Genomic DNA, 23007 nt, shown 5'->3' with positions numbered 1-23007 from the left:
AACTAGCATCTCAAAGGGGAACTAGCATCTCAAAGGGGAACTAGCATCTCAAAGGGGAACTAGCATCTCAAAGGGGAACTAAAAAACTGTAAAACCGTTTAATAGTGAAGAAGCCCCTAAGCTGACAAATTGGAGTCCGCGCTGTCAACCTGTCATTTGGAAAATAATTGATGAATCCCCTTGTTTTTATCCTCTTATTAGTTTCATGTACAGATGATTTTAATAGTTGCTATTCGAACAATACAATGGTTAAAATCTATCCCACGGCTCAAGCTTGTGAACAGTCCATGGTCCCGTCCACAAAAAAGTTTGCACTTTATGGACAACAAATTTTTGCTCAATGTATAAACGTACACCCCAATTTACATCAACAAGAAGTAAACTTGATCTGGTCTGTAACAAACCATGGAAATTTCCTGCTTAAAAGCCAAAACGTAAAGGACAAGCTGTCTACAGTCCAGAAAGAAGATATTTTACCAACATCGCTTCCTCTTTTGCATTCTTCTTCCACAAACCTCTTGCACAAAAAACTTTAAAAGCATAAACCCATCAGATCTCAAAAAAATAATCAATGAAAGACATGATGGATAATAAGCGAATGCAACCTTCAAAAGACCATCACACAGAGCAAAATTCTCTGCCTCAAGATCTCCCTTTAGACCCTGCTGTAGAACGAGTAAGAAAAAAACTTATGGGTTTAATGATTATTTCCGTTTTAATAACGCTTTTCCTTATTCTAACCGTACTGTTTTTAATTGTTTATAAAGTGATAACAACCGGATCAGCGCCAAAACAAACAGAGCTATCTTCCTCTCTCAGCAAAAACCCACACGTTATCCATCATACGCTCTCTCTACCGGAAAAAACACAGATTTTGTCGCAAAGCCTCTCAGAACACAATATTGTACTGAAAGTTTTAACCCCTGATGGACAAACAAAATTTATGATTTACAATTATCGCACCGGTGCACTTGTCTCCATTCTTTCTATTGAAACAACAAAAGAGAGAACGAAGATAATGCCTCATTAAGCAAACTAACATCAATAAGCGCTGACATAGCATCCTTGAAGGTTTAAACATTTTCTGCAAGCCGGCATTATCACACGCTTTGCCAGCGCGTGGGTGTTGCTGACAATCCTTGGCGCTAGAGAGAGAGTTCATAAGAGCCATTTTTATTCCTTTCTTATACAAATTTATCCACACGGGCGACGGCGCGTTTTTTACTGTATCCCCTCACTTAAATCTTGGAAAAGAAGCAACCTTTCTGTCAACGCATTCCCATTTTTAAGAAAACTGACATCACTTGGGAAAAGCTAATAAACGTGCAAGAAATACCTCTTCTTGAGTGTAAAAATTCAACATATTAATTTATAGTGATGATTTATTTTGCATGTCAAACGAGAATCTCAAATACTGTAAGATTCTCTCATCTCAAATCTATTTATGATGAAGCTCATCAAAATCATTTCCTCACATATCCTAGCAAGGAAATCGATGAATAAAATACCTCTTATGAATGATCCGCTATCAAAAGAAGAACTGTTGCAACATTGAAAATTAAAGCAATAACGCCCAGCTTACATCTTTTATTAAGCAAAGATAACCGATGGATTTCACATAATAGAATTCATGAACACCAGCGCGAAATGGGCATGAATACATTGAATATAAGTGTGAATTAAATAAAACAACGACATTGCGTTCTTCATAAAAGAACTGCCTCTTAAAATACACGGATGTGGTTTTCTCTATATCCCCTTACTTAAATCTCAGCAAAGAGGCAATCTTTTCTGTCAACACCCTTTGGTTAAGTCTCAATACAGCCCGTGAAAATCTAAAGAAAGTGCAAGAAGCTTCTTGAGTATATTACAATTTACTATCATGATGCCAATAACATCACCACAAGCGCTTACACAGCACCCTTCAGGTTTAAACATTTTCCTCTACTTCAAGATTGACCACTTGAGCGACGACGCATCTTTCTCTGTATTCCCTTACTTAAATCTCAGCAAAGAGGCAATCTTTTCTGTCAACAGCCTTCGTTAAGTTTCTGATACAGCCCCATGAAAACTCAAGGAAAGCGCAAGAAGCTTCTTGAGCATATTATAATTTATTATCATGATGCCAATAACATCACCACACAAGCGGGCTTACACAGCACCCTTCAGGTTTAAACATTTTCCTCTGCCTCAAGATTGACCACTCGGCGACGGCGTGGTTTTCTCTGTATCCCCTCACCTAATCCAGGCAAAGAAGAATCCTCTTTTGTTGCTGTTTTTGTTGCTGTTGATGCATCTCCATTGCTAGAGTTTTCTGCTGTTGTAAGTGAAAGCTCAAGAGATGATTCATCTTGAGTCCGTACAGTACGTCGACGAGGAGAACGACGTATTTTTTTGACAGGTTCAACATTTTTCTCAGAGAGGCAGTGCTCTTGATCTGTTTTTTCATCCGATAGAGCCTCTAAAGCGTTTTCACGCGCATCCCCATTTTGCGCTTTATCATATTGGCCATTGCCATTTTTTTGCGACGACATTTGTAATACATCTGTATCACCCTCGACAGCATCCTTTTTTTCACCATCAAGATTTATTTCACCGCATTCTTGCCCATTGTTTTCATCACGATTTTCGTTTTCATCACCACGATTTTCATCACGCCGAACCGATTGAGACATTTGCCCAGTTGCTGCTAAAATAATACGCAAATAGTGCTCGGCATGTTGTAAATAATTTTCCGACATAACACGATCGCCTGCACCTTGTGCATCACGCGCAAGGCTTATGTATTTATCGGCAATTTGCTGAGCATTCCCGCGAATTTTAACATCCGGACCGCTACTTTCATAATTGCGAGACAACGGATTAGGACCGCGACGATTATTATTGTTATTACCATTATTGTTATTATTGCGACCGCGTACCCGTCTATTTTGTTGTGGCCTCATCTTTATCCCTTTTTGGAGTGTTTGTCTTATGTGTGTCTTAATTGACGCTTCCTCATTGCATTATCTTTTGATAATGCTGATCATGTTTAACATACGATTATCAAGCTATCCGCGTTTATTTCACTCAAACGAACCCTACTGATATTGATAAAAGCATATATTTTCTTGAAAATCACAAAACAGCAGGGAAATCGTAAATCAAAAATTCCCTTTTTCTCTGTCAAACAGCAGAAACCTAATGATGTTCACGTAAAATGCCAAGTGTTTTTTTAAAATAAACCATATTTCACTAAAAAAATAATTATCTTGTGGAAAACAAAAAGGAAAAACACACATATAACACACCTGACAAAGAAAAAATTCCTGCCAGAGAATAGTATAAGCTTCCTTTTTTGCTCTAAAACCACCGCTCCTAAAAACGCCGATATCCTCTACCCCCTCGTGCATTTAACTCACAAGCACTTCCATCCCAACGAGTCACTGCGCGAACCTCTTTATTTTATAAATATAGCCTCTCTTCATCGCTAAAGCAACCCCTTGCGAGCGATAATCCACGATCGCCTCACAAAACCTCTTAACTTTTATAGATAGATTAACACGAAGTATTATTCAAGCCCTATAATCACCAAGAGATCAATCTTCTTTCCCAAACAAGTCAATGATACTATCAATTTTTATTTTAACCCATAGAGTTTTTAAGTTAATCACAGTTTTTATTTATAACAAATTGAGCTTAAAAACAAAATATTTAAATACAAAAAAATATCAAATTATGAAAAAAACGACCAATATGTCACACTTTTTTAAAAATCAGCTTCTTCTCAAAAAAATACCCTCCTCAAAGCCTATCAATAAGAATGGCCTAACGTATTTCCTTACTTATCTTTTCTGATAAAGAAAACTAGAATTATAAAACAAGCACATTTTTAAACCCAGCACAGCGCTTTACGCATGAAGAAGCCGTAAATGTTTATAAAAGGAATGTTTTTTTACTCATTTTTGTCATGTCTATTGACTTACACCCTCAAAGAATGAAGGTTCTCAAATCACACTGGTCTGTTAACAATGAAAATACTTATAAAATTCATACACTAAATTGATTTGTAATGATAATTCATATTTTTTGTGTTGAGTAAGAAAATTAATACCGTAGGATTTTTCATCCTCAATCTGTTTGCTGTTGAATCAATCTCTTTTTCTTGCATGTTACATGTGGGAAAACCTGCGTGGAGTAAAAACGATAAAAAAGTGCCTCTTATGAACCGTCTCTAAGGCTAAAGGGCTGTCGAGAGGCACCATTGGGAGCAAGCAAAGTGTGAGATAGTACCGGCTTACTCTTTTTTAAACCATAAAGATGAACTTGCTTTATAAATTTTATACATTTCATGAGGGCTTTACCATTATACCATTCACCAGAACCATTACGAAATGGATTTCCCACACTCGTTATTTCCCTTAAAAAAGCGCAACAAATCCTCCTAAAACTCCACCACGCCCCCTTAAACATTTCAAGGAAGCATCCATGCCTTATGTCGCCACACCTTAAATAAGAAGTGCGATATAACAAGATAAATAAAATTTCTATTGGTCTCGAGGCAGATCGTAATTTAAGGGGTTTTTATCTTTTCATCAAAATTCGCATCCTTTTAACTTTCCATATAAAAACTTAAAAGTAATTGCGTCTTTTGCCTTTTTTATTTTCTTTTTCATTGAGAAAACAATCGCGTAAGAGAAAATAATTTCCATCCCCAGGTCGTACCAACGTCAAACATTGTTTTTTTGCAGTATCAGAAAGCTGATCCCACATTTCACGAATAGCAAAATAGGCCTCACTTTCCAAATTAAGACAATGCTGATAAACTTCTCTTTTCATATCGGGCATAACGGAAGCAGAAATTTCCTTGCAATATACACGCATATCAAAAACAGGAATAACCAATTCAACGGGTGCTTGTTGTGTTATTTTTTTATGAGAAGAAAAATAACTGACCACCTTTGCAACAACAAAACACAAAAACACTATACAAAAAAGTATTATGCAAACAAAAGCAATCTTGCGATATAATCTTTTGAAATAAGCCTTTTGTCTTGCTCGGATTCTTTTTTCCATAAAGATTGTACCCTTTAATATCCCAAGAGAAGCTTTTACAGTAAAAAATGATAGCAGTATCTGTGTACACAATACAGGTTATAGCAGCAAACGATCAAGACTCTTATGTTAAAAGACTCTCTTTTTTTATTGTATAATTTTTATCGTATAAAATTTTTGTGAAACAGTTTTCTCACGCCCTTTATGAAAAAATAGGGATTATGATTTTCTTTCACCACCTTAAAAGACGAAGATTCTTCATCCATGCGGCTTTATAAACAATTCGTCTTCTTTAAGATACATCACATTGATTTATAAAGAGTATTTATTGTTTTTTCATATTGAATGAGAGACCCGAATACCACAGGATTCTCTCATCCTAAATTTGTTTTCTGTTGAAACGATCAAAACCATGTCGCTTGCAAGTTACAAGCGGAGCTGGCATGTGGATTAAAAACTGTACAAAAAAGGCATATGCCTCTTATGAATCGTCTCACGAACCAAGGCTTTCGTAACATTGGAAACTGGAAAAATATATGAGAGTACCAACCTGCACTTTTATGAAGCATAAAGATGAGGGAGATACCTTATAAGTTTTATACATTTCATAGGGGCTTTACCCCTATACCATTGACGAGTGTTCTTGTAAAAGGGACTTGGGAGTGGGATATCTCTTTAAAAACAAGTCCATGAATATGCAATAAATGTATATTCGGAGACAAATAATATTTTAATATTTGAGGCATTCTGTTTTTATGTGAGAGGCATGATCCCAAGAAGACACACGATACATAAAAGCATAAGGCATTATCTTCATTATTTAAATAATATTGCTATAGATAGTTTTGAAAATTATAAAGGAAAAAGATGATAGTCCGAAGAGTGATTGATATGCCTTTATATTTTTTCTCAATAAGGTTGTCTTCCTATTTCAGAAATCACTCAAATACAGCCCTCATCTGGCATATATAAAGTCTAGCTTACAAAAGCTGGAATCGCTCAGAGAGTTTTGCCCTTCTGAATCCGTAAGGCTCTCATTCTTCTTTCTCTCAAACATGCTACAGCTTTGAAATTTGATGTTGATTGACAAGCAACAAAAAAAGCTCTGCACTCTCTTAAGAAAACAACGCCTTAAAGTTACACACATAATGGATTGGAAAGATGTCCTAGCTTTTTATCAAACGCGCTGTAAAACAACGAGCGTAACATATTAGCTTTGCTTATCCCAAAAATGTTCATCCCAATCTCTTGTATCCAAATCTCTTATATCTCAATCTCTTGCATCCAATTCCCTAGCCTTCAACTCCCTAGCCTTCAACTCCCTTGCATCCAATTCCCTTGCATCCAATTCCCTTGTGTCCAATGCATAAAAATCAAGTTGAAGAAAATATATGGACACCCCTGAACTCGAAAATATGAAAGGAAGGCGTGACAGAGTTTCGCGTTCCTTTGTCATGCAAAAGCATTAGACATTCTGAAACAAGCACACTTACTGTCTCGTAATGATTCCTTTTTTCTGCTACCGGTCAAATCCCTTTATTTAGAGAATTGGCTATCACAAGTTATGCAACAAATAGCGCTATATGCAACAAACAGAACCTGATTTATATCCGCATGGAATTCGTTCCAGTTTACATGATTGGCTCGCAAAATCCACTTGACTTTCCCCTTTGTCTTTTCCCCTCATGGGATCTCTATCACCATAGAACAAAAAGCGATATTTTATGACGCTTTATGGACAAAATCCCCACCGCCCGAAGAGTTCATCACATGACGAAAAAAAACACTCCCCATATTCACCACACACAAACACTTCAATATATAAAACTTACATGCCTTCTATCACCGCACTCTCAAAAAGCAGCACGACAACAAGATAAGAAATTATTGATGTAAAACTCCAAACAAAGAAAAGAACGGATTTTCTAATCGAGGTAAACAAATACTGTTAAATCAACGCTTCCATTTTTGATGATGTCACACCTATGCTTTATAGCACCCCTATCACACTTCATAATACCAAAAAATTTTCTCTGCCCTACGCACTATGCGCATCAGAACCAATCAAATAAAACAGAAATGCGCTATCTTCCTACTTTTTTGTTTTTGATTAAATAGCAAGATATAGCTGTAATTCTTTAAAGAGCTTCATACCATAGATTCATTTTATACATAATATCATCAACAGAATGTTTGTATGTGCTGCAGGAAGAATCCCCAGAACGCTCCATATGACCACTGGATGAAGAGCTGTTACAGGATTCTACAAGAAATGCCAGTGACATTGGAGATAACGCATCCTCGCTATCAGAATAATAAGCTGATAAAAAAGTGTAATCTTGTGAAGGAAGTGTCCCCGAATTTACTTGTGATGGAGCGGCAACAAAAAGAGAATTAAAGGTTCTAGGACCAATGACAATATCACCATTCGCTTGCCGCATAATACTTCTTGCAGAGTATATATGATTTGTATTGATTGCCCCCAGCGAAGCCCATTCATCCTGCCATAAATATGCATAATAAAGATCCATAACTTGTTCATGTTGAACAACGTTGTCAGCAGACATGGCTGTATCAAAGAGTGAGTTAGGAACATAATAAAAATTTATATCTGGAATAATTTCATATAGCCAGTACGTTTCATCAGGATTATTAGCAATCTGTTGCCGCGCCATTCTGTAAACTGCATCCATATTTGCAGTTGTAGACACAAATGCTGAAGTCTGTTGAGCAAGAGAGTGCCCAGTTACATGATGTATGATATCCTGATCATCCCCCCAAGGGGCAAAACCTCCTCCAAAGAATATAACAGATGGAGAGCGATCATCTATACGGAAAACCATATGGGGAGGATCAATAGCATATGACAGATTTACATCTGAAAAGAAAAAAAATAAAACTGTCACTAAAAATACTGAGAATGCTCTTTGAAACATTTTTATACCTTTGATATACACTCCATATTTTATACCTGTAACCTCTTGAAGCGTTACAGATATAAAAAGGGAGAAAAACCCCTATTGATCTTATTTTAAAGTGATGGCTAAAACCCTTTTTGCTGGCACATTACCCGCTTCAAAAATAACCATTACTTTTCTGTTCAAAATGACTGCGGTTTTTGCCAAATCCAAAATACTTTTTCCAACAATGTTATCACAGCCCCAAACACCTTTTTGAATGTCTGAAGTAGGGCTGATACCGTATCTGAGCTCTAGGAGACATTGTGCTCCTGCGCTAACGACTTGAACCGAATTAAGATAACCGTTTTGTTCATAAACTCCAGCATGAGAAACACCTGTTGTTAATGCTATTATCACCAAAACGATGGATATTTTTTTCAAAAAGCTTTTCATAATTTACCTCTTTTAAATTTATTGCAACGGACATGAAATGCATCCCCATGCAATCTAATGGATATTTTTAACCTCCTCGCCTCCTTAAAGACGAGAATTTTAACCAGCTTTAGCCCGTGATAAGACTGCCTCATCTCAGTCTATTCTTACCTCTATCCCCGCTGTTGCACGATTTATTTTACAGGCTCTACAGCAAAGCCTTCCCTTATTGATGCCGCGTGAATGATGACTCATGCACACAACAAAACACCGCATGCACAAGCTCTACCATTGGCGATATCTACCACTGACAATGTCTGCCATTGTTAATGTACGTGCACTCTACGGATTCAAAATGTGTCTATGATTTATTGCCTATCGCAAGCGGCATACTGTCAACAAAGACAATTAAGACACGTATTTACAGCCTCACTAAGCTTAAATCTGTCTAACACCAAACGCTAGAATGAAATTGCCATCTAAGCTCAAACGACGATTGATACAAAATCACTCAGTTTAAAATAGAATCAACTGTAGTTGAATATCTTAAGATAGATCCTCAATACCGATAACTCATGAATTCTGTAAAACATGAACGATTATACTCTGAGTAAAAACTGTAAATCAGAAAACTGCTAGGGTTAAAATAGCCTTAGTGTAGAAGATTGACCATTTTCCAAGCATCGCCTATTTAAGTCACAACGAATACAGATAATACGCTTAATTATCACGCACTCTCAGCCCTCGAATAACATTGATTGAATAGTTACTTCTGTAACAAATATCAACGAATTGCGATGTACTGTAAGCTCTATAGGCCAGCTCAACAATCTCAGGACTTTGAATATGAAATGTTCTTCCTACAATTTTTGACATTTCTGGCTCTTCTGTAGGCCTCGTTTCTAAAACAGAGAGAATATTTACCCCTTGCAAATTTTTATATGGAATGACAGAAATATTATTGATGATTTGTGAGCGAACCATTGTTCCGCCGATATCTGAACAATCATCTGAAATAGTCCACAAACGTGCAGAAGCTGGTCCAGTAAGACACAAAGCTAAAAATATTAAAATCAATTTTTTCATTATAGAATACCTCTTTTTCATTTTTGGTTGATCAAAAAAATAAATGCTCTATGGACAGGCAAATAACTATCCTGTTCACAACTATCTATCTCACTGCTTTAAAGGAGCTAAATCCCATAGAGACACAAATCGAGATGGTTAATCACCCATCGTTTTACTTTTATCCGCTTCTTCAGCGTCTTGTTTGTGTTTCACATCTTCAAGATCTTTGATAATCGTTTTCAATTGTTGTTCTAAAATATCCAAACGCTGTGTAAGTTGGAGAATATTTTGAGTCTGTATTTTATCAAAACATTGGAGATCTTGACGTGTTTGCTTCAACAGAGCATTCAAAGGAGCATGTCCCATTCTTCCGCTAGCATAAAGAACCACACGAATACATTCAGGATCATCAATATCAGCAATAGAAAATGGAAAAAGTGCCATTATATCCCCCTTTTTGATAAGCTAAACGCGTATTAAGCATTTGAATATCTTTTTCCGTTGTACGGCTCTTGCATTTCTCAGAAAACCTCTTGAAAAAATTTCCTCATCGAAAATTTTTACAAGACATTTTTTTAGATTATACCCTGTTTTCCACCTAAAATGTTGACTTTATCACCTGAAACCAAAGAAAAATGTTTGACCACCTTGCATGCTGTGTTAGCTTTCCCCAAAGGACAAAACTACACCGATCTTTAAATAATACCAATCAATAAACAATGGTTTGTCAACAATCTGGCTTCGTATCTAACAGATTTAACTTGGCTTACCTTCAAATGCATCCTTGTCATGCATCCCCTGTCCAGAGTTACTCTACAAACAACACTGCTTTAGGAATACGTACAGATGAAAAACACCCCATGCATAAAATTTTAACCGCATCTCAAACAATAGTATTTTACGACACAACAGGATAAACCATTGTCTTACAGATTTTCTCGTATCACTCTCATTCTGTTTCAAGAAGTTTCCTGACAAGTACAAAATGCATCTAAGAGAGTCAATTACTCACCATGTGTTAAACGCATCGCCAAAAGACTTCGCAAACCCAGCGCCCATTTTGAAAAAAAGAACGCTTTTTGCATACACGCTCTACCCAAAAGAGGGAGAGTACCATTTTGCCTTTTCTCGCTTTAAATAAACATATCCGTTGACCTCTTCCCGCCACCTCAAAAGACAAAGATTTTAGCCCCACATCGGTTTATAAAACAATCCAACTACTCTGAAGGGATTCCGTCTGCTGCTCACTTATATGATTCACTTGCATAAGGCTTAACCAAGCAAGCCCTCCACTGAATAGATGTCTCTTCAATACTTAAATGGATCAAGTATTGTATGTCTTATTTTCCTTATATCACCAGCTTCAATAATAGTGTTTTTATGACGGTGTTTGACGGCATAACATAATAGGATAAATTTTACCCATGGGCTTTTTGTCATCGCACAGCAGCGCTTTAAACCCAACGCTTTAATAATGTATCACGATACCACAAGAGAGAAGCATTTTGGATAAAGTCTTTATTCCTCAGCAAAAACTCTATGAATAAAGAAAGGGTTTTTGTTCTCCCCCTACCTTCAATAATCACTGTCTTGATCCTCTAACGAACAATAGGCAAACTTACCTTTAGACATCCAACAAAGGCAGCACAAAAAATAAAAAAATAAAGAGAGTTGAGTTTTTTTCTAAAGCGCCTCAAAACTTTCTACACAATATATTCTATAAGACTTTATATTCAATAAGACTTTTTTTCATAACAAATATTTTGTAAGTATTTTTATCTTTCTCTCAAAGCTTTCATTCTCAGGCTTTGACAGCATAAACCACCGCCATATTGACGGGGCGTGTTTCATCTCCCCCTGTTTTTTGCAACAAGACCTTATGTTCATGCTCTCCCGCAGCCTTCGTTAACCGATCTTTATTGTAGACTTGAGCCAGATGTCTATAATATTCACCGTGATTCATATCCCAAACTACCTCGTCAATCATTGGATAACTATGCTGGTGGTTACCTGTTGAATCTGTTTTTCCTTCATGGGTATGAGATTTAAAAGACTCTTCTTGTCGACTTCCCAAGCGACGTCCTTTATCAATTGCTTTTCCACTATCGAGCCCCCGTAAAAACATTCCACGCAAATCGGGAACATTGAATGTTGTTCTCCCATCTCCTTTTCCCCATGTTTCTCCCAAAACAGCAAAAAGATTGGCATAGTTCCTTCGCGAATATTCTTTACCATCACAGAGTAACCATCCAGAGGGTATTTTTTCTGTAGCAAAAGTCCCAATAAATCCAGAAGAAAAAGTTTCAGGCAAAGGAGGAAAGGGAGGGATTTCAGGAAGTTTTATAGTAGGATTGGTTAAAAACCAGCCATCAGCATTTTTTCCGGCAATATCACGCGTATAGACGACTTCATAAAGCCCCCCCTTTTGAATTTCTCCGCCCTTTAAAGGCATAATACCCTCTGGCGTTGCCATATAAGTTGGTCGTGGAAGTAATTGATTCAAAGAAATATTTGTTATTCCTCTATTGACGCCTTGTGCTTTAAAGCGCACAACAATGCCATCCATATAAGTCTCAAAAAAAGACTTTGTTGCCAAACGAAGTGACGTTCTCTCGTTTTCCACATCGACAGTAAACTGTGTTTCAATCCCGCCCCCATTATCCAACAAATATTCTTTGATGCGTTGCATCATAGCGCGAGCACTATCATTGACTGTGCTTGGCGGTTGCCCTTCTGCCCAGTTTATATTCTCGTCGACATAAGCATTTTCTGATGCAATAATTGACCAATCATAAATCGAACTCATAAAAGATACTCTTTATTCAAAAAGGGAAAGCGAGCAAAAAATGAAGAAAAGAAAGCCGCAATTTTATTTTTAGATGCCGGTATTTTCTCCCCTTTCATTTTTTCCATTTTCAGTCCTATTTTGTCATAATCAACATGCAATAACTTTGTTTTCGCATTGACATAAACAGCTTCAGGGTTCACACGCAACACGTCTTGCGCCATAACGCCCTGATAACGTTGTGGATTTCCCTTATAATTAAAGGTATAAAGTGGATATCCCTTTTTCTGCCCCACAGGGATAATATTTTCTTTTGCTCTCACGTCACAAAGCCCTAAAATTCCTCCGACCAATCCAAGTACTTGCTGCGCATCACGCAATGGATCTTTTGTCACAGAAGGCATTGTCGTGGATTTTCCTGAAGTCGTTCCGTAATTTCCAGCAGCCTGTGTTCCTACCTGTAACAAACTTTGCAATCGGTTCCAATCTTGATTATCTTTTTCTGACCATTTTTGGCGTTCAGCATCTAAGACATTTTGGCGGTTTATATCTTGAATCATACCCCCTTTCAAAGCATTGCTTTGCACGTTACTCTGTCCTTGATAATAGCTATTTGCCGCATTAACTTGATCATTCTGAGAGCGATCAATCATCTGGTTTGCATTCATCATATTGTTAATATCTTGATTATATTGCTGTGCTGCAGCATTTGTTGCCAAGGCGCCTAACTCATCGGCCAGCACACCAGTATGAGCCCCAGAGCCATAACGTCCTGCTCCCGACATCGATTGATTAATTGCATCGGACGTTTTATTCAGAGCATTTTGCAATGCAGTATTAAATTTACTATTGCTTCCAATCCAGCTTCCCTTAGCCATACCGGAAAGATTTGTAGCGCTGTTGGTTGGTGCACTCAACCATTGCGTTACCGTTGGATTGTTATAGAGCCCTGCTGCTTGTTGTAAACCGGTCAGCGCATTTTTTGTCATATTGCTAAGACCAGCGACTCTGTCTCCCTGATAAACGTTTCCGCCAATTCCCTTATTATAAAGTCCAAGTGCATCAGCACTAGCTTGTTTAAGAATATCAGCCGCCCAAGCAGGTGGAGCATTTGTTTGTGTTGTTGTTTGCACTTGAGGTGTGGTTTTTCTACTCATGGGTTCAGAACCTTTCTATATTGAATAAGATTACGAGAATATCCGTGATGAGCGAGCTTTTTCGCCCATCCAGTTCTTCCAAACATGTGCATTTCTTCAGCATTAATTGTTCGCGCCCATTTTTCGACTTCATCAATCAACTTGACCAATTTCAGCCCTCCCTCTCCAGCAAGATCAGAGAGAACGACGCATTTTTTCCCCGTATGGGTTATTTCAACTTTGGTTATTGCAAAAGCACTAAATTGGATTTTATTTTTTAAGACAAGCCACAATTGTACTTGTCCTGTAGCGATTTCTTCAGCAATTTTTTCCAGACAAACATCATCCGGAAAGCGCTGAACATATTTTTTCAATGCAGTATTGAGAGCCTCTTGATAGGGAGCTATTTTTTCCCATGGCCACCGCTCTGTCAGATGAGCAGAATATAAATCTTGACTCTCTTGCATCATAATTTTAGCTCTTTTAGCTGTGTCACTCATCTCCCCTCAAATAACATCCCCCTACGAATTTCACGCATTCCATGCCCCCCGCACAATAAAAGAAAAAAGTCTCCATCATCCCTTTGTCACAACAAAGGAGGAACTTTCTTCTTTATAAAAATAAACCATGGTGCAGCCTATTTTTCCTTTATCGCAGAAAAGCATGAAACATAACGCACCACCTTGTTCCTTTGTTTATAAAGGTTTGGGAAGCCTATGGGGCATTTGTTCTTTAATAATAGAGGCTTGAGCCTATCGCATGGTATTACAAAAGGGCATGCCTATCGCATGCCGGCCCGCGTCAATTCCACATCAAATCCAGTGACATGAGTCCAATTCACCCCTTCAGGAATACGCAATTTAAAGCGATAAAACCGTGCCCTTGCGCGACAATGAATTTGTCCAGTATTATAAGAAGGCTGTTTTTCTGGTAACCAAACAGTTTCCTCTTCAAGAGATTGTCGAAAGCGCATTCCCACAGACAAATAAAACTTTCCACTATTGACTTGAGGCATAATATTTTTTACCCGTGTTATCATGCCATTTGTCTGCCCCATTTCTTGTGATGTCACAACACAAGCCATAGGACACCCAGAAAACGAACCCAGTCTTCCCTGTTGATCAAATGCCCCCAGAATAGGCGATTCATTTTTCCAAGCTTTACTATCAAGAGAAAAGGATAAATCGTCAATATTCTTAGTCACAAAATCAAGACCTTCCAGGGTTGTTCCGGCTAAGAAAATAGGCAATACCATTTTGATATCGACGAGAGCTTTTGTCCATTTTTGCAACCCCCAATCATAAATGAGCAAGATACGTTTATGAAGATTCTCATCAGAATCAACCATCCAATAAACACGATTATACACCCCATCGATAGCAGCAGATAGAGTGTACAGATTATCCTTCCTTGATTTTGCGGTCATCGTTCGATCGACTTTTTCGAACCCAATGGGTATAATCTGTCCCTCATTTGTTATTTGATAAAACCCGCCCTCATCGGCAAAGAATGCTAAATCGCCTCTACAAACAATTGATTCAGCATTTTTTGCGCCTCGTTTATCGTGGATTTTTTGGAAACTAAAAATAATCTTAGAGCCAGGGATAAAAGAACCGGCATAGATTGCAGAACGCATAAAGATAATTGGATTTGTTGTCTCCGTTGCCCCTTGGACGAATCCGCCATCAGGAAAATCTTGATAATCACAACTTTTTTTCCCCACGGTCCAAAATTCAGCATCATTTAATCCAGACCAATGAACCCTTCTTGGATGCTCGGTTAATTTCATCAAACAAACGAAATCTCCCCAGATTCGAACAATCCCTGCCTGTGGTGGATTTCCTCCTAAATTTCTAAATGTTTTATCATGGTTAATATCAATCACTTGTGGTTTATCATTGGCATTCACCGCAATGATAAAATCACCAAACAAAGCAAAAGACCACGGAGCATCAACATTAGCCAGATAAGATTTTCCTTTTTGGCTAATATCTTTCCAGTTCATTGTTGTATTATCAAGTAAGTAGATTTTATCTCTTGTCCCGACAATAATAGAAACCCCATTTTTTGTTTTAACCGCAAGAGTGCCTAAGATTGGCTCCGGACAAGGCTCTGATAAAGGTTCAAAACTTGGCATAGGGATATAGGAGCCATCCGCCGGGAGCACATTAACAAGTTCATCGGTAAAAATTCCATTGATATCCGCCACATCGGGTCGATAATCAGCGATTGGGAAAAAAGCCATCAAGACCCCCATAAAATCTTTGAAGAGCCCAGTGCCATTCAAAACACCAAGGCTTATTGATAAAAAAACCACAAAAGCCCTTAAAACTCTAAAGGCATAAAATTCAACAAAATAAACAACCTAAAGTTGTTTAACGCACCGAAAAAACGATACCATAAATAATGGCCACCCCAGCGCCATCCACCAGCGCCAAACCAAAATCAACTGCCCGCAATCACATCCCCATACCCCACAATGACGGGGGAAAAAGCCATTAAGCCCCCCATAAAACCTTTGAAAAGCCCAGTGCCATTCAAAACACCAAGGCTTATGGATAAAAAACCACAAAAGCCCTTAGAACAAAACTCTAAAGGCATAAAATGCAACAAAACAAACAACCTCAAGTTGTTTAATTCATCGAAAAAACGATACCATCAATAATAGCCACCCCAACGCCATCCACCAGCCCTTCACCATCAACACCCAACGCGCATCCAACCATAAGCGACAAACCAGCCACCAGTGCCAAACCAACCTTCAACGCCAGCCATAAACGATTTGGAAAAAAGTCTTTTAAAAACGCATTGGGCGAATCTTTGAAAAACCTTTTCGGCGCGATGTTTCAATGCGCAAAGCTTGAAGCTGTTCTTGAAAATCTCTGAAAGAAACGGCGGCATATTCAGGATCTTTAAGAATATTTTTATAAAGTTCATATTTTGCCCGTGCTTTAATAAGATCAAAAGCATAAATCAACCAAGGATTATCGTCTTCTCTCAACTGTTCATCAGCAAAATGAACAGGAGCATAAGAAAGCTGTACAGTTTCCACATGTTCTGGTGTTGGAAAGAGTCCTATTTTTTGATCAAGGTACGTATAAAAGAATGGCGTTCCTAGCGCAGGATGCATACCATATTGTTGATGCAACACTTCCAAGGGCTTAAAGAACAACTTTGTTGGTGTTGCATCCTTTGTTACTAAAAAGACGCCCTCCAAACTCTTTTCTGATTCAATAAAAACCCCCTCTTCTTGCCCATACCATGTTTTACCACTTTGTGTTTTAAACGTCCTTTCTCTTTTTTCATTAAAGAAAAAGGGTTCGCGTTCACACAAACGCAAAGCCGTAAAAATTGAATCTTGAATTTGCAGGGAATATTCCGCTGTTGTATCGTCAATTTCATCTTGAATAAGCGCGACCATATAAGCAAAAGTTTTAGAATGATCTGAATGTGTAAGGTTTAGATTTTGGGGATCAGTGGATAAAGTGGTCATAAGCCTGTCCTTGTTTCTGGAAGCATTTTAAATTTTTCCCCCAACAGATCCCTCTTGTTGGGGGAAGAGAGCAAAAATTCGCTTTAAGCGGGTGCTCCATAAGTTGGGATGACAATAGTGCCAAAATCCTGAGCCCCTTGCGTACTTCCTGGCAAGGTAAAGCAAGTTTTTTTCATACCAATAATGGTTTTTGCTGCGACCCCGAATTCTCTTTCATAGTCGAAGAGTTCTTCCACCAATTTATAGCGTGTTGCTCCTCGATCTTTACCAAAAGCAATCACAGCACTCTGCGCACCAAGCAGAACAGCACGACGCACATTTGGCACAGCTTTATTTGCCGTCCCAGATTCAACCCCTTCGGTAATATGTTCAGCTTCGCGCAAAACCACACCATTATACATGCCCAACGATCCATCATAGAGCGGATTTTTGATACGACTTCCACTATAGATTGCCTTGGTAATGTCGAGCCATTGCCCCGCATCTGTATTGGTTCGCAATTGTGTCACTTGGGTTGGATGTAGATAAAGCACATAGACATTTTCCCCATCGAGCCGCACAGGTCTAATTTTAGGATTTGCCAATTTAGCCCGTTCAACTGCTTTATCAATCAAGCTGAGATCAAAAACATCGTCTTCTTTTAAGTCCTCATCTTTTGCTTTATCATTAGGACGTACCACGCGTTTATTGGTTGGTGCCGTTGGCGCATTAAACCCATAATGGACAGGTTTAAGAGTAATCGTACGTCCCTCAAAGTTAATTGTTTTTGCGGTATACCCGCAAACTTGAATGAAGAACATCATACTCAGACGATCTGCATACCAATCAACCAAACCATTTTTTGCCTCGGTGCGCAAATCATGAAGAATTCGTTGTTGATCAATCGTTCCCTCATTTTTGACACGCACAGCATGAACGAGTTCATTAATTGCCAAGCGATCATTGAGAAACTGTAAAGCTTCTTCATTGCCTTCCAATGTCTGCCCTTCGCTCACCCCATCGCCTAGCAACTGCACACGCAAATTAAAGCTAATAGCATCCCCACTTGCTTTCGTAGTTTCATCTTTTAATTGTACGATACTGTTTGAATCATTTCCAATCAACGGTGCAATTGGAAGTGCTTTTGAGACTTCTTGGTTTAGTAATTTAGACCATGTGCGCACTGCCATTGGGTCATTAAGTCCGATATAAGTTACAGTCATTTTGTCCTCTAAAAGTTTTATTGACATAAAAAACCCGGCAAAGCGCCGGTTGTTAAAACACCACATTTCATTTCAAATGGTGAATAGGTTGTTCGTGAGTTTTATCTAATTTCTGTTAGCGTCTGCCTCCCCCTTATAAGAGCTCTCCTCTCCACATCCGTGTTTGAGAAATCCCCCCGCATTCTCCTGCGCCAAAAGCCGCTCCACGTTCCCGCAAAAAGCACCTGCCACATTCTTGTGTTTAAAATTCTCTTCCCCCCATTAAACGATTAAAAGCAGCTTTATTTTTAGGTTCAGAAACCCAAGCGCTAAACTCTGCTTCTGACATTTTATCAAGCATATCCAAAGAAATCGGCCCATTTGGCGTCAAGCCGTTATAAGCAGCAAGAGTACGTGCAGAATTGTGTCTTTCCTGTAAATTTTCACCCATGTTATTGGGAAAATTTGTGTAGCCAATTTTTTGTGCAATAGAGTAAATCACTTCAGCCGGATTTTGATTTTTTTGCGCACAATCGCGCAAGATCTGCTTCAACTCATCACCAATCAACGCATCAATATTTTTGGGATCGGCCATCTCAGGATAGAGCGAAGCACAAGCTGCCAACTGTTTAGCCCGCGTTTCATAAATAAAATCAGCTGCTTGATCAAAATCATCATGCTTTTGTTTAACACTGGCAACAGACTGCTGAAAAAACGCATGCAACTGTTCTGCTTCCAAAGCAAGAGAAGGCTGTTGTTTTTCATGTACAAGCCCTTGTTTTTGGAGTGTTTTTCCCAACCATTGCATATAGCCCATAAAGTCTTTTTGTGGATCTGGTGGAGCATCTTCTCCCCCTTGAACCTCTTTTCCAGCCTTTTGCGAAGAGTCCTGTTGTTGATGCATTTGCCCTTGAAAATTATCTTCAAGAGTTTTTTCTTCTCTTCCAATTTCACCATCTTCTCCCTCTTGTGTTGAGACCAGAAAATCTTGTTTCAATTGGTTTTGTTCTGCCGGCGTTAAGTGTTCTTGATCCATGACATTAGCCTTCTCTTTTTTTTAACAATAAAATCAAATTTTTCAGATAAAACAGCCCATAAGCATTTATCCCCTCAATGCTTACCCTTCACTTAAGCTCCAGCATTCCCCCATGGCTCCCCCACCATGACAGCAAAACTCCTTCTCCACCCTGCTTTTCCCAACAGTCCTGCCCTACAAAACAGTTCTTTTGAGAAAAGGGAGCCCATGCACTACGAAAATCGATAAGCAATTTATGATATATGGCGTTTATCAGAAGTCACGCATGACAAAGTGTCCTATTATTGAGCCTTTAGTGTCTGCAACATCTGCATTATCTGGTCTGCCCCCACATTATCCCCCATCTGCGCTGAGGCATTTTGCTCTTCTTGAAAAGAGTTTTGCGCCTTTATCGCAATTTTATGAATAAGTGAAGCCGGTAAAGGCGAATAGCGTAAGAGATCGAGCATAATCTCAGGCGTTGCAAAATTTTGCATCAAAGGCAGCAATTGCATGATCAGTGCAAAAGTACGCTCTTTTTCATTAAGACTTGTTGGTGCATCATCCACGACAATATCATATTCCAAACTTGTCACCATTTCGCGTGTCAGCGGCACATACTGGGCATTTTCATCACCGGCAATACGCACCAACCGCCCATCGGACAGATAATTTTGAATAAGATAGAGAATAATTTTCCCCTGTCGTTGCCGATATCGACGCAACCCATCAAAAAAGGAAGCCAAAAGATTAAGTGACGATTGTCGCCGTTGTTGTTCAAGAATGCCAGGCTGATTGACAGCTCGCGTCCCAATAAATTCAGAAGACAACCCCGTCACCTGTTCGAGAGCGCTCTTTGCTTCATTAAACAATTGGAAAAACCCTTGCGGAAATTGCGCCACGGGTTTAGGCTGAATTCTTCCCCCAGACACAGCACCACTTTTCAACCAAGTAATACTATCGGCTCTAGCCCAACTCTCGAGGGCTTGGCGATCATCATCAAAAGCATCGCGTTCTGCCATAATTCCGCCTTTTGATTGGCTATTGAGCAAATGCATCACTTGACTAAAATATTTGTTTGCCCACCGTTGCGGATCTTTTGTTGGCTTAACAATTCCGTAAAATTGCCGGCTTAACTTATCAAAAGTACCGGTAATACACTCCCATCCCAATTGATTGGGTGGAACCAAGGGCTTATCAGGCGCTTCAAGCAGCTTTCTACCTAAAAATGCCCGTTTGACAATTTTTCTGTTCAACCTTGTTGCCTGGACATGAGGAAAGGTTTTGCTTAAATTTTGGAAATCCTGCTCTGAATAATCGACAAACTTTCCACTTAGAGGCTCGAGAACTTTATAAACCACCTCGCGTTCAAACCAGCGACATTCTACCAATGTCACCATTTTAGGACGTTGATAGCCGCTCCCCTCTTCTCCTTGATACCCCCTCTCGGACTGATAACTTTGTGTCATCCCATCGCTGGTTGAATGTAAAAAACTCTGATGTTTAACCCAATCAGCATTAAGATCGCTCCAATGAACATTGGGAAACATTTCCTGCGCCACAGCAAGGGGTTTTTCATCAATATACCATAAGCGTTGTGCATCAATAAGATTAGGCTTGACAGCACTTGCATCCCACACCATTTTCATCGGGTCTAAGCGTGCAATAATTGGTTTTCCTTGTGGATCTTCTTCATAATCAAGGCGTGTATCTGTCCACCCCATTCCGCAAATAATTGCATCTTGAAAAGCATCAGAATCTTCGTATTCCCCATCGGCTTCATCACGAAACCACTCAGCCGCCCCTGTCAGAATCTGGTTCGCAAAAGCTGCCCCTTCTTGTCGTGGAATAAATTGCACTTGCCTTTTATTATTGCGCTCAGCCCCAATCACGGCATTAATTAAAGGCGCAATACGGTTAAAAGTCATGACCGGTCTGTTTTGTTCGTGCAAGACAGCCAAGTCTTGCTCATTCCATTGCCGTCCATTATAAAAATCGTAATCTTCCTGGGCATTTTTTCGCCATTTTTCGACATGATCAATATCATCCTGATACCAACCCACGAGTTTTTTAAATAGTGCTTGATTTTCAAGCGTTTCGATTTGATTAAAAGAAGAATCTGTAGACATATTCATTAAAAAGCCATCCATGAAGTTTGAGAATGGTGAAACGAGCGATAAGTTTTTTTTCGCGCTTTAGCATTTGGCTGTTCATAAGCCACACACATCAGTCCAAAGGCATCGGCCCCATGGCTTGCCCAATCATGTTCAGCGCCTAGTCCGATATTGCGCTGTTCGTCGCGCTTTTCATGATACCAAGCAAGCGCTTTTCTGCCCGCACATGTCGTTTCACGATTAAACCATAGTGCAGGAAACAACCGCCTTACGGCTTCGATACGCATTTTCACAGCGCCTGTTCCTTGATTAGGAATTATTTTGGTTTGAAAACCGGCTTGTTGAAGGGCACTTTCAAAACTCACATTATAGACACGATCTTTTGTTGCGCCATCATGAGGCAAGACCATAAGAGCCTTTTCATATCCCCTTTGAAAGACCCAGCCCACATGCTCTGAGAGAGGTTGTCCTTGGGCTTCATAATAATCGAGCACTCGGATTTCCCGTCCAACAAATTGCGCCACCCACAATGCGGTAGCATCGGCCTTTGCTCCTGTTCCCCCGATATCCCAAAAGATTCTCACCTGCATCAAAGGATCACGTGGAACAGTTGTAATCCGCCCTTCCATTTCGGCTTCGAGAAGACATTTCTGATAATAAGCCCCTTGGACAGCTTGGAGATATTCGCCTTCCCAAATATGGTTATACTGCTCTGGTCTTTGCTGCAAATCGTCCATTCGATCACGATTGAGTTTTTCAGGAAATTGCGGATTATCACGCCAATTGATTTCCACCCCTTTGATATGAGGATTATCGACATTTCGGAAACGTTTTTCCACGGCTGCATTTTCATGGCATGGGTTCCATGTCACCCATAATTCTGCATTCCAATCTTTTCCTTCTTCGCGCAAAGTTGGAATAAGTGTTTGCCAAGCAGTTTCTGTCACGGGCTCGGCTTCATCGACCCAACAAAGGAAAACGCGCCCCATTGATTTAATACTTGCGATATTGCGATCAAGCCCAGCAAACACATAGACGATCCGTCCATCTTTTGACTTAATATATTTATCGCCGATTTCATAATAGTCTTGTAAAAAAGGATAAGACTCGATAGCGCGTTTAATTTCCTCCAAAGAACTTTCATTAAGAGAATTTTGAAATTGCCGTGCACAAAGAATAATCCCGCGTTCTCCAGCCATTCCATGGCGATATCCCACCACAGCAGACATCAAAGCAAAAGAACGTGTTTTTCCAGAACCGCGTCCTCCCCAAGCGGCTCGCACATCGGCATTTCCAGTAAAAACAGGAATAAGCTTTGGAATAAGAGCCACTTGAGCCGTTTTCTGCTCAATTTTTTGAGAAATTTTCTGAACAGTTGTCATTATAAATTTTCATACTTTAGCAATAATTGCGCTGCACCCTTTTGCTTATCCCAAGTTTAATGATCCCAGAGCAATTGAACGAAAAGAGCAATTGAACGAAAAACGCCCTTCTCAAAAGCAGCGCTTTATCTTTTCTTCATCCTAATATTCAATAAATTTCACTTTTTTGCATGAGATCCCCTTGACCCCACCTATGCGCCCCAAGCCCCCAAGGCACAAAAGCCCCACCCCCTCAAACACCGCGCCTGTCATCCCCCAACCACAAGCACGGTATCCCCTCAACCAAATCATAGCCTCAGCACATGGCTCTCAGGCATATCCAAAGCCCAACATCCTCCAAGATCATGCCTCTCAAGCATCACCAATCCTCACACTTTATCCCCCAAGATACCCCCACCAAAACACATGCATCCCGCAAGCATAACACTTCTCTCAAGTTTCATGCCCCCCACCCATCAAAACACTGT

The 23007-nt window shown here is 39.4% G+C and carries 21 protein-coding genes; 3 read left to right on the top strand and 18 right to left on the bottom strand.

Annotated elements, in window-relative coordinates; all coding sequences use genetic code 11:
• Nucleotides 1-170: 170 nt before the first annotated feature.
• Entirely contained in the window at nucleotides 171-536 is a 366-nt protein-coding gene (locus tag ACFIL7_RS03130) for a hypothetical protein (protein ID WP_375633374.1), read from the top strand.
• A 44-nt stretch (nucleotides 537-580) separates the two neighbouring features.
• Entirely contained in the window at nucleotides 581-1030 is a 450-nt protein-coding gene (locus tag ACFIL7_RS03125; protein ID WP_375677235.1) for a hypothetical protein, read from the top strand.
• A gap of 1141 nt (nucleotides 1031-2171) precedes the next feature.
• Here ACFIL7_RS03125 and ACFIL7_RS03120 read toward each other — a convergent pair.
• From ACFIL7_RS03120 to ACFIL7_RS03110, 3 genes are all read right to left on the bottom strand, one after another.
• Nucleotides 2172-2945, bottom strand: a complete 774-nt coding sequence (locus ACFIL7_RS03120; RefSeq protein ID WP_375655326.1) for a DUF4167 domain-containing protein — start codon at nucleotides 2943-2945, stop codon at nucleotides 2172-2174.
• A gap of 1255 nt (nucleotides 2946-4200) precedes the next feature.
• The gene (locus tag ACFIL7_RS03115; protein WP_375633299.1) at nucleotides 4201-4386 is read right to left on the bottom strand and encodes a hypothetical protein; all 186 of its coding nucleotides are present in this window, start codon (nucleotides 4384-4386) and stop codon (nucleotides 4201-4203) included.
• A 225-nt stretch (nucleotides 4387-4611) separates the two neighbouring features.
• Nucleotides 4612-5055, bottom strand: a complete 444-nt coding sequence (locus ACFIL7_RS03110; RefSeq protein ID WP_375643265.1) for a hypothetical protein — start codon at nucleotides 5053-5055, stop codon at nucleotides 4612-4614.
• A 1749-nt stretch (nucleotides 5056-6804) separates the two neighbouring features.
• Here ACFIL7_RS03110 and ACFIL7_RS03105 point away from each other — a divergent pair.
• On the top strand, nucleotides 6805-6930 hold the full coding sequence (locus ACFIL7_RS03105; RefSeq protein WP_375683340.1) for a hypothetical protein: 126 nt from the start codon (nucleotides 6805-6807) through the stop codon (nucleotides 6928-6930).
• Between the two features lie 242 nt (nucleotides 6931-7172).
• Here the strand turns inward: ACFIL7_RS03105 and ACFIL7_RS03100 are convergent, their stop codons facing one another.
• The 15 genes from ACFIL7_RS03100 to ACFIL7_RS03030 form a co-directional block, all read right to left on the bottom strand.
• Complete coding sequence (locus tag ACFIL7_RS03100; protein WP_375617997.1) at nucleotides 7173-7970, bottom strand: hypothetical protein; 798 nt, start codon at nucleotides 7968-7970, stop codon at nucleotides 7173-7175.
• A 90-nt stretch (nucleotides 7971-8060) separates the two neighbouring features.
• Nucleotides 8061-8387: a hypothetical protein gene (locus ACFIL7_RS03095; RefSeq protein ID WP_375633303.1), complete on the bottom strand. Its 327-nt coding sequence runs from the start codon at nucleotides 8385-8387 to the stop codon at nucleotides 8061-8063.
• A gap of 699 nt (nucleotides 8388-9086) precedes the next feature.
• Nucleotides 9087-9452, bottom strand: coding sequence for a hypothetical protein (locus ACFIL7_RS03090; protein ID WP_375617995.1), 366 nt, complete (start codon nucleotides 9450-9452; stop codon nucleotides 9087-9089).
• Nucleotides 9453-9590: 138 nt separating this feature from the next.
• Complete coding sequence (locus ACFIL7_RS03085; RefSeq protein ID WP_273791311.1) at nucleotides 9591-9878, bottom strand: hypothetical protein; 288 nt, start codon at nucleotides 9876-9878, stop codon at nucleotides 9591-9593.
• 1357 nt (nucleotides 9879-11235) lie between these two features.
• Nucleotides 11236-12240 (bottom strand): phage tail protein, encoded by a 1005-nt coding sequence (locus tag ACFIL7_RS03080; RefSeq protein ID WP_375680844.1) that lies wholly within the window; start codon nucleotides 12238-12240, stop codon nucleotides 11236-11238.
• The gene (locus ACFIL7_RS03075; protein WP_375634553.1) at nucleotides 12237-13376 is read right to left on the bottom strand and encodes a tail fiber domain-containing protein; all 1140 of its coding nucleotides are present in this window, start codon (nucleotides 13374-13376) and stop codon (nucleotides 12237-12239) included. Before ACFIL7_RS03075 ends, ACFIL7_RS03080 begins: the two co-directional genes overlap by 4 nt.
• The gene (locus ACFIL7_RS03070) at nucleotides 13373-13855 is read right to left on the bottom strand and encodes a hypothetical protein (RefSeq protein ID WP_375683339.1); all 483 of its coding nucleotides are present in this window, start codon (nucleotides 13853-13855) and stop codon (nucleotides 13373-13375) included. The genes ACFIL7_RS03075 and ACFIL7_RS03070 overlap by 4 nt, the downstream gene beginning before the upstream one ends.
• Before the next feature lie 281 nt (nucleotides 13856-14136).
• On the bottom strand, nucleotides 14137-15600 hold the full coding sequence (locus tag ACFIL7_RS03065; RefSeq protein WP_375633309.1) for a hypothetical protein: 1464 nt from the start codon (nucleotides 15598-15600) through the stop codon (nucleotides 14137-14139).
• A gap of 200 nt (nucleotides 15601-15800) precedes the next feature.
• Entirely contained in the window at nucleotides 15801-15968 is a 168-nt protein-coding gene (locus tag ACFIL7_RS03060) for a hypothetical protein (protein ID WP_375636948.1), read from the bottom strand.
• A 20-nt stretch (nucleotides 15969-15988) separates the two neighbouring features.
• On the bottom strand, nucleotides 15989-16120 hold the full coding sequence (locus ACFIL7_RS03055; protein ID WP_375636947.1) for a hypothetical protein: 132 nt from the start codon (nucleotides 16118-16120) through the stop codon (nucleotides 15989-15991).
• Nucleotides 16121-16152: 32 nt separating this feature from the next.
• Nucleotides 16153-16848, bottom strand: coding sequence for a hypothetical protein (locus tag ACFIL7_RS03050; protein ID WP_375633311.1), 696 nt, complete (start codon nucleotides 16846-16848; stop codon nucleotides 16153-16155).
• 83 nt (nucleotides 16849-16931) lie between these two features.
• Nucleotides 16932-18050, bottom strand: a complete 1119-nt coding sequence (locus ACFIL7_RS03045) for a N4-gp56 family major capsid protein (protein WP_375643242.1) — start codon at nucleotides 18048-18050, stop codon at nucleotides 16932-16934.
• Between the two features lie 241 nt (nucleotides 18051-18291).
• Nucleotides 18292-19065, bottom strand: a complete 774-nt coding sequence (locus tag ACFIL7_RS03040; RefSeq protein WP_375633313.1) for a hypothetical protein — start codon at nucleotides 19063-19065, stop codon at nucleotides 18292-18294.
• Between the two features lie 281 nt (nucleotides 19066-19346).
• Nucleotides 19347-21179 (bottom strand): portal protein, encoded by a 1833-nt coding sequence (locus ACFIL7_RS03035; RefSeq protein WP_375633314.1) that lies wholly within the window; start codon nucleotides 21177-21179, stop codon nucleotides 19347-19349.
• A complete protein-coding gene (locus ACFIL7_RS03030) occupies nucleotides 21179-22540 on the bottom strand; it encodes a PBSX family phage terminase large subunit (RefSeq protein ID WP_375683338.1) in 1362 nt (453 codons plus the stop codon). Before ACFIL7_RS03030 ends, ACFIL7_RS03035 begins: the two co-directional genes overlap by 1 nt.
• Nucleotides 22541-23007 lie beyond the last annotated feature (467 nt).

Source organism: Bartonella sp. AP3QHHD (assembly GCF_042195765.1).
Lineage (GTDB): Bacteria > Pseudomonadota > Alphaproteobacteria > Rhizobiales > Rhizobiaceae > Bartonella.
This window is presented reverse-complemented; position numbering and strand designations above follow the sequence as displayed.

Bases quoted from the DNA above. Each gene is read 5' to 3' on its own strand.
- ACFIL7_RS03130 (WP_375633374.1), top strand. From the start codon at position 171: ATGAATCCCCTTGTTTTTATCCTCTTATTAGTTTCATGTACAGATGAT.
- ACFIL7_RS03125 (WP_375677235.1), top strand. From the start codon at position 581: ATGATGGATAATAAGCGAATGCAACCTTCAAAAGACCATCACACAGAG.
- ACFIL7_RS03120 (WP_375655326.1), bottom strand. From the start codon at position 2,945: ATGAGGCCACAACAAAATAGACGGGTACGCGGTCGCAATAATAACAAT.
- ACFIL7_RS03110 (WP_375643265.1), bottom strand. From the start codon at position 5,055: ATGGAAAAAAGAATCCGAGCAAGACAAAAGGCTTATTTCAAAAGATTA.
- ACFIL7_RS03105 (WP_375683340.1), top strand. From the start codon at position 6,805: ATGACGAAAAAAAACACTCCCCATATTCACCACACACAAACACTTCAA.
- ACFIL7_RS03100 (WP_375617997.1), bottom strand. From the start codon at position 7,970: ATGTTTCAAAGAGCATTCTCAGTATTTTTAGTGACAGTTTTATTTTTT.
- ACFIL7_RS03095 (WP_375633303.1), bottom strand. From the start codon at position 8,387: ATGAAAAGCTTTTTGAAAAAAATATCCATCGTTTTGGTGATAATAGCA.
- ACFIL7_RS03090 (WP_375617995.1), bottom strand. From the start codon at position 9,452: ATGAAAAAATTGATTTTAATATTTTTAGCTTTGTGTCTTACTGGACCA.
- ACFIL7_RS03085 (WP_273791311.1), bottom strand. From the start codon at position 9,878: ATGGCACTTTTTCCATTTTCTATTGCTGATATTGATGATCCTGAATGT.
- ACFIL7_RS03080 (WP_375680844.1), bottom strand. From the start codon at position 12,240: ATGAGTTCGATTTATGATTGGTCAATTATTGCATCAGAAAATGCTTAT.
- ACFIL7_RS03075 (WP_375634553.1), bottom strand. From the start codon at position 13,376: ATGAGTAGAAAAACCACACCTCAAGTGCAAACAACAACACAAACAAAT.
- ACFIL7_RS03070 (WP_375683339.1), bottom strand. From the start codon at position 13,855: ATGAGTGACACAGCTAAAAGAGCTAAAATTATGATGCAAGAGAGTCAA.
- ACFIL7_RS03065 (WP_375633309.1), bottom strand. From the start codon at position 15,600: ATGGCTTTTTTCCCAATCGCTGATTATCGACCCGATGTGGCGGATATC.
- ACFIL7_RS03050 (WP_375633311.1), bottom strand. From the start codon at position 16,848: ATGACCACTTTATCCACTGATCCCCAAAATCTAAACCTTACACATTCA.
- ACFIL7_RS03045 (WP_375643242.1), bottom strand. From the start codon at position 18,050: ATGACTGTAACTTATATCGGACTTAATGACCCAATGGCAGTGCGCACA.
- ACFIL7_RS03040 (WP_375633313.1), bottom strand. From the start codon at position 19,065: ATGGATCAAGAACACTTAACGCCGGCAGAACAAAACCAATTGAAACAA.
- ACFIL7_RS03035 (WP_375633314.1), bottom strand. From the start codon at position 21,179: ATGAATATGTCTACAGATTCTTCTTTTAATCAAATCGAAACGCTTGAA.
- ACFIL7_RS03030 (WP_375683338.1), bottom strand. From the start codon at position 22,540: ATGACAACTGTTCAGAAAATTTCTCAAAAAATTGAGCAGAAAACGGCT.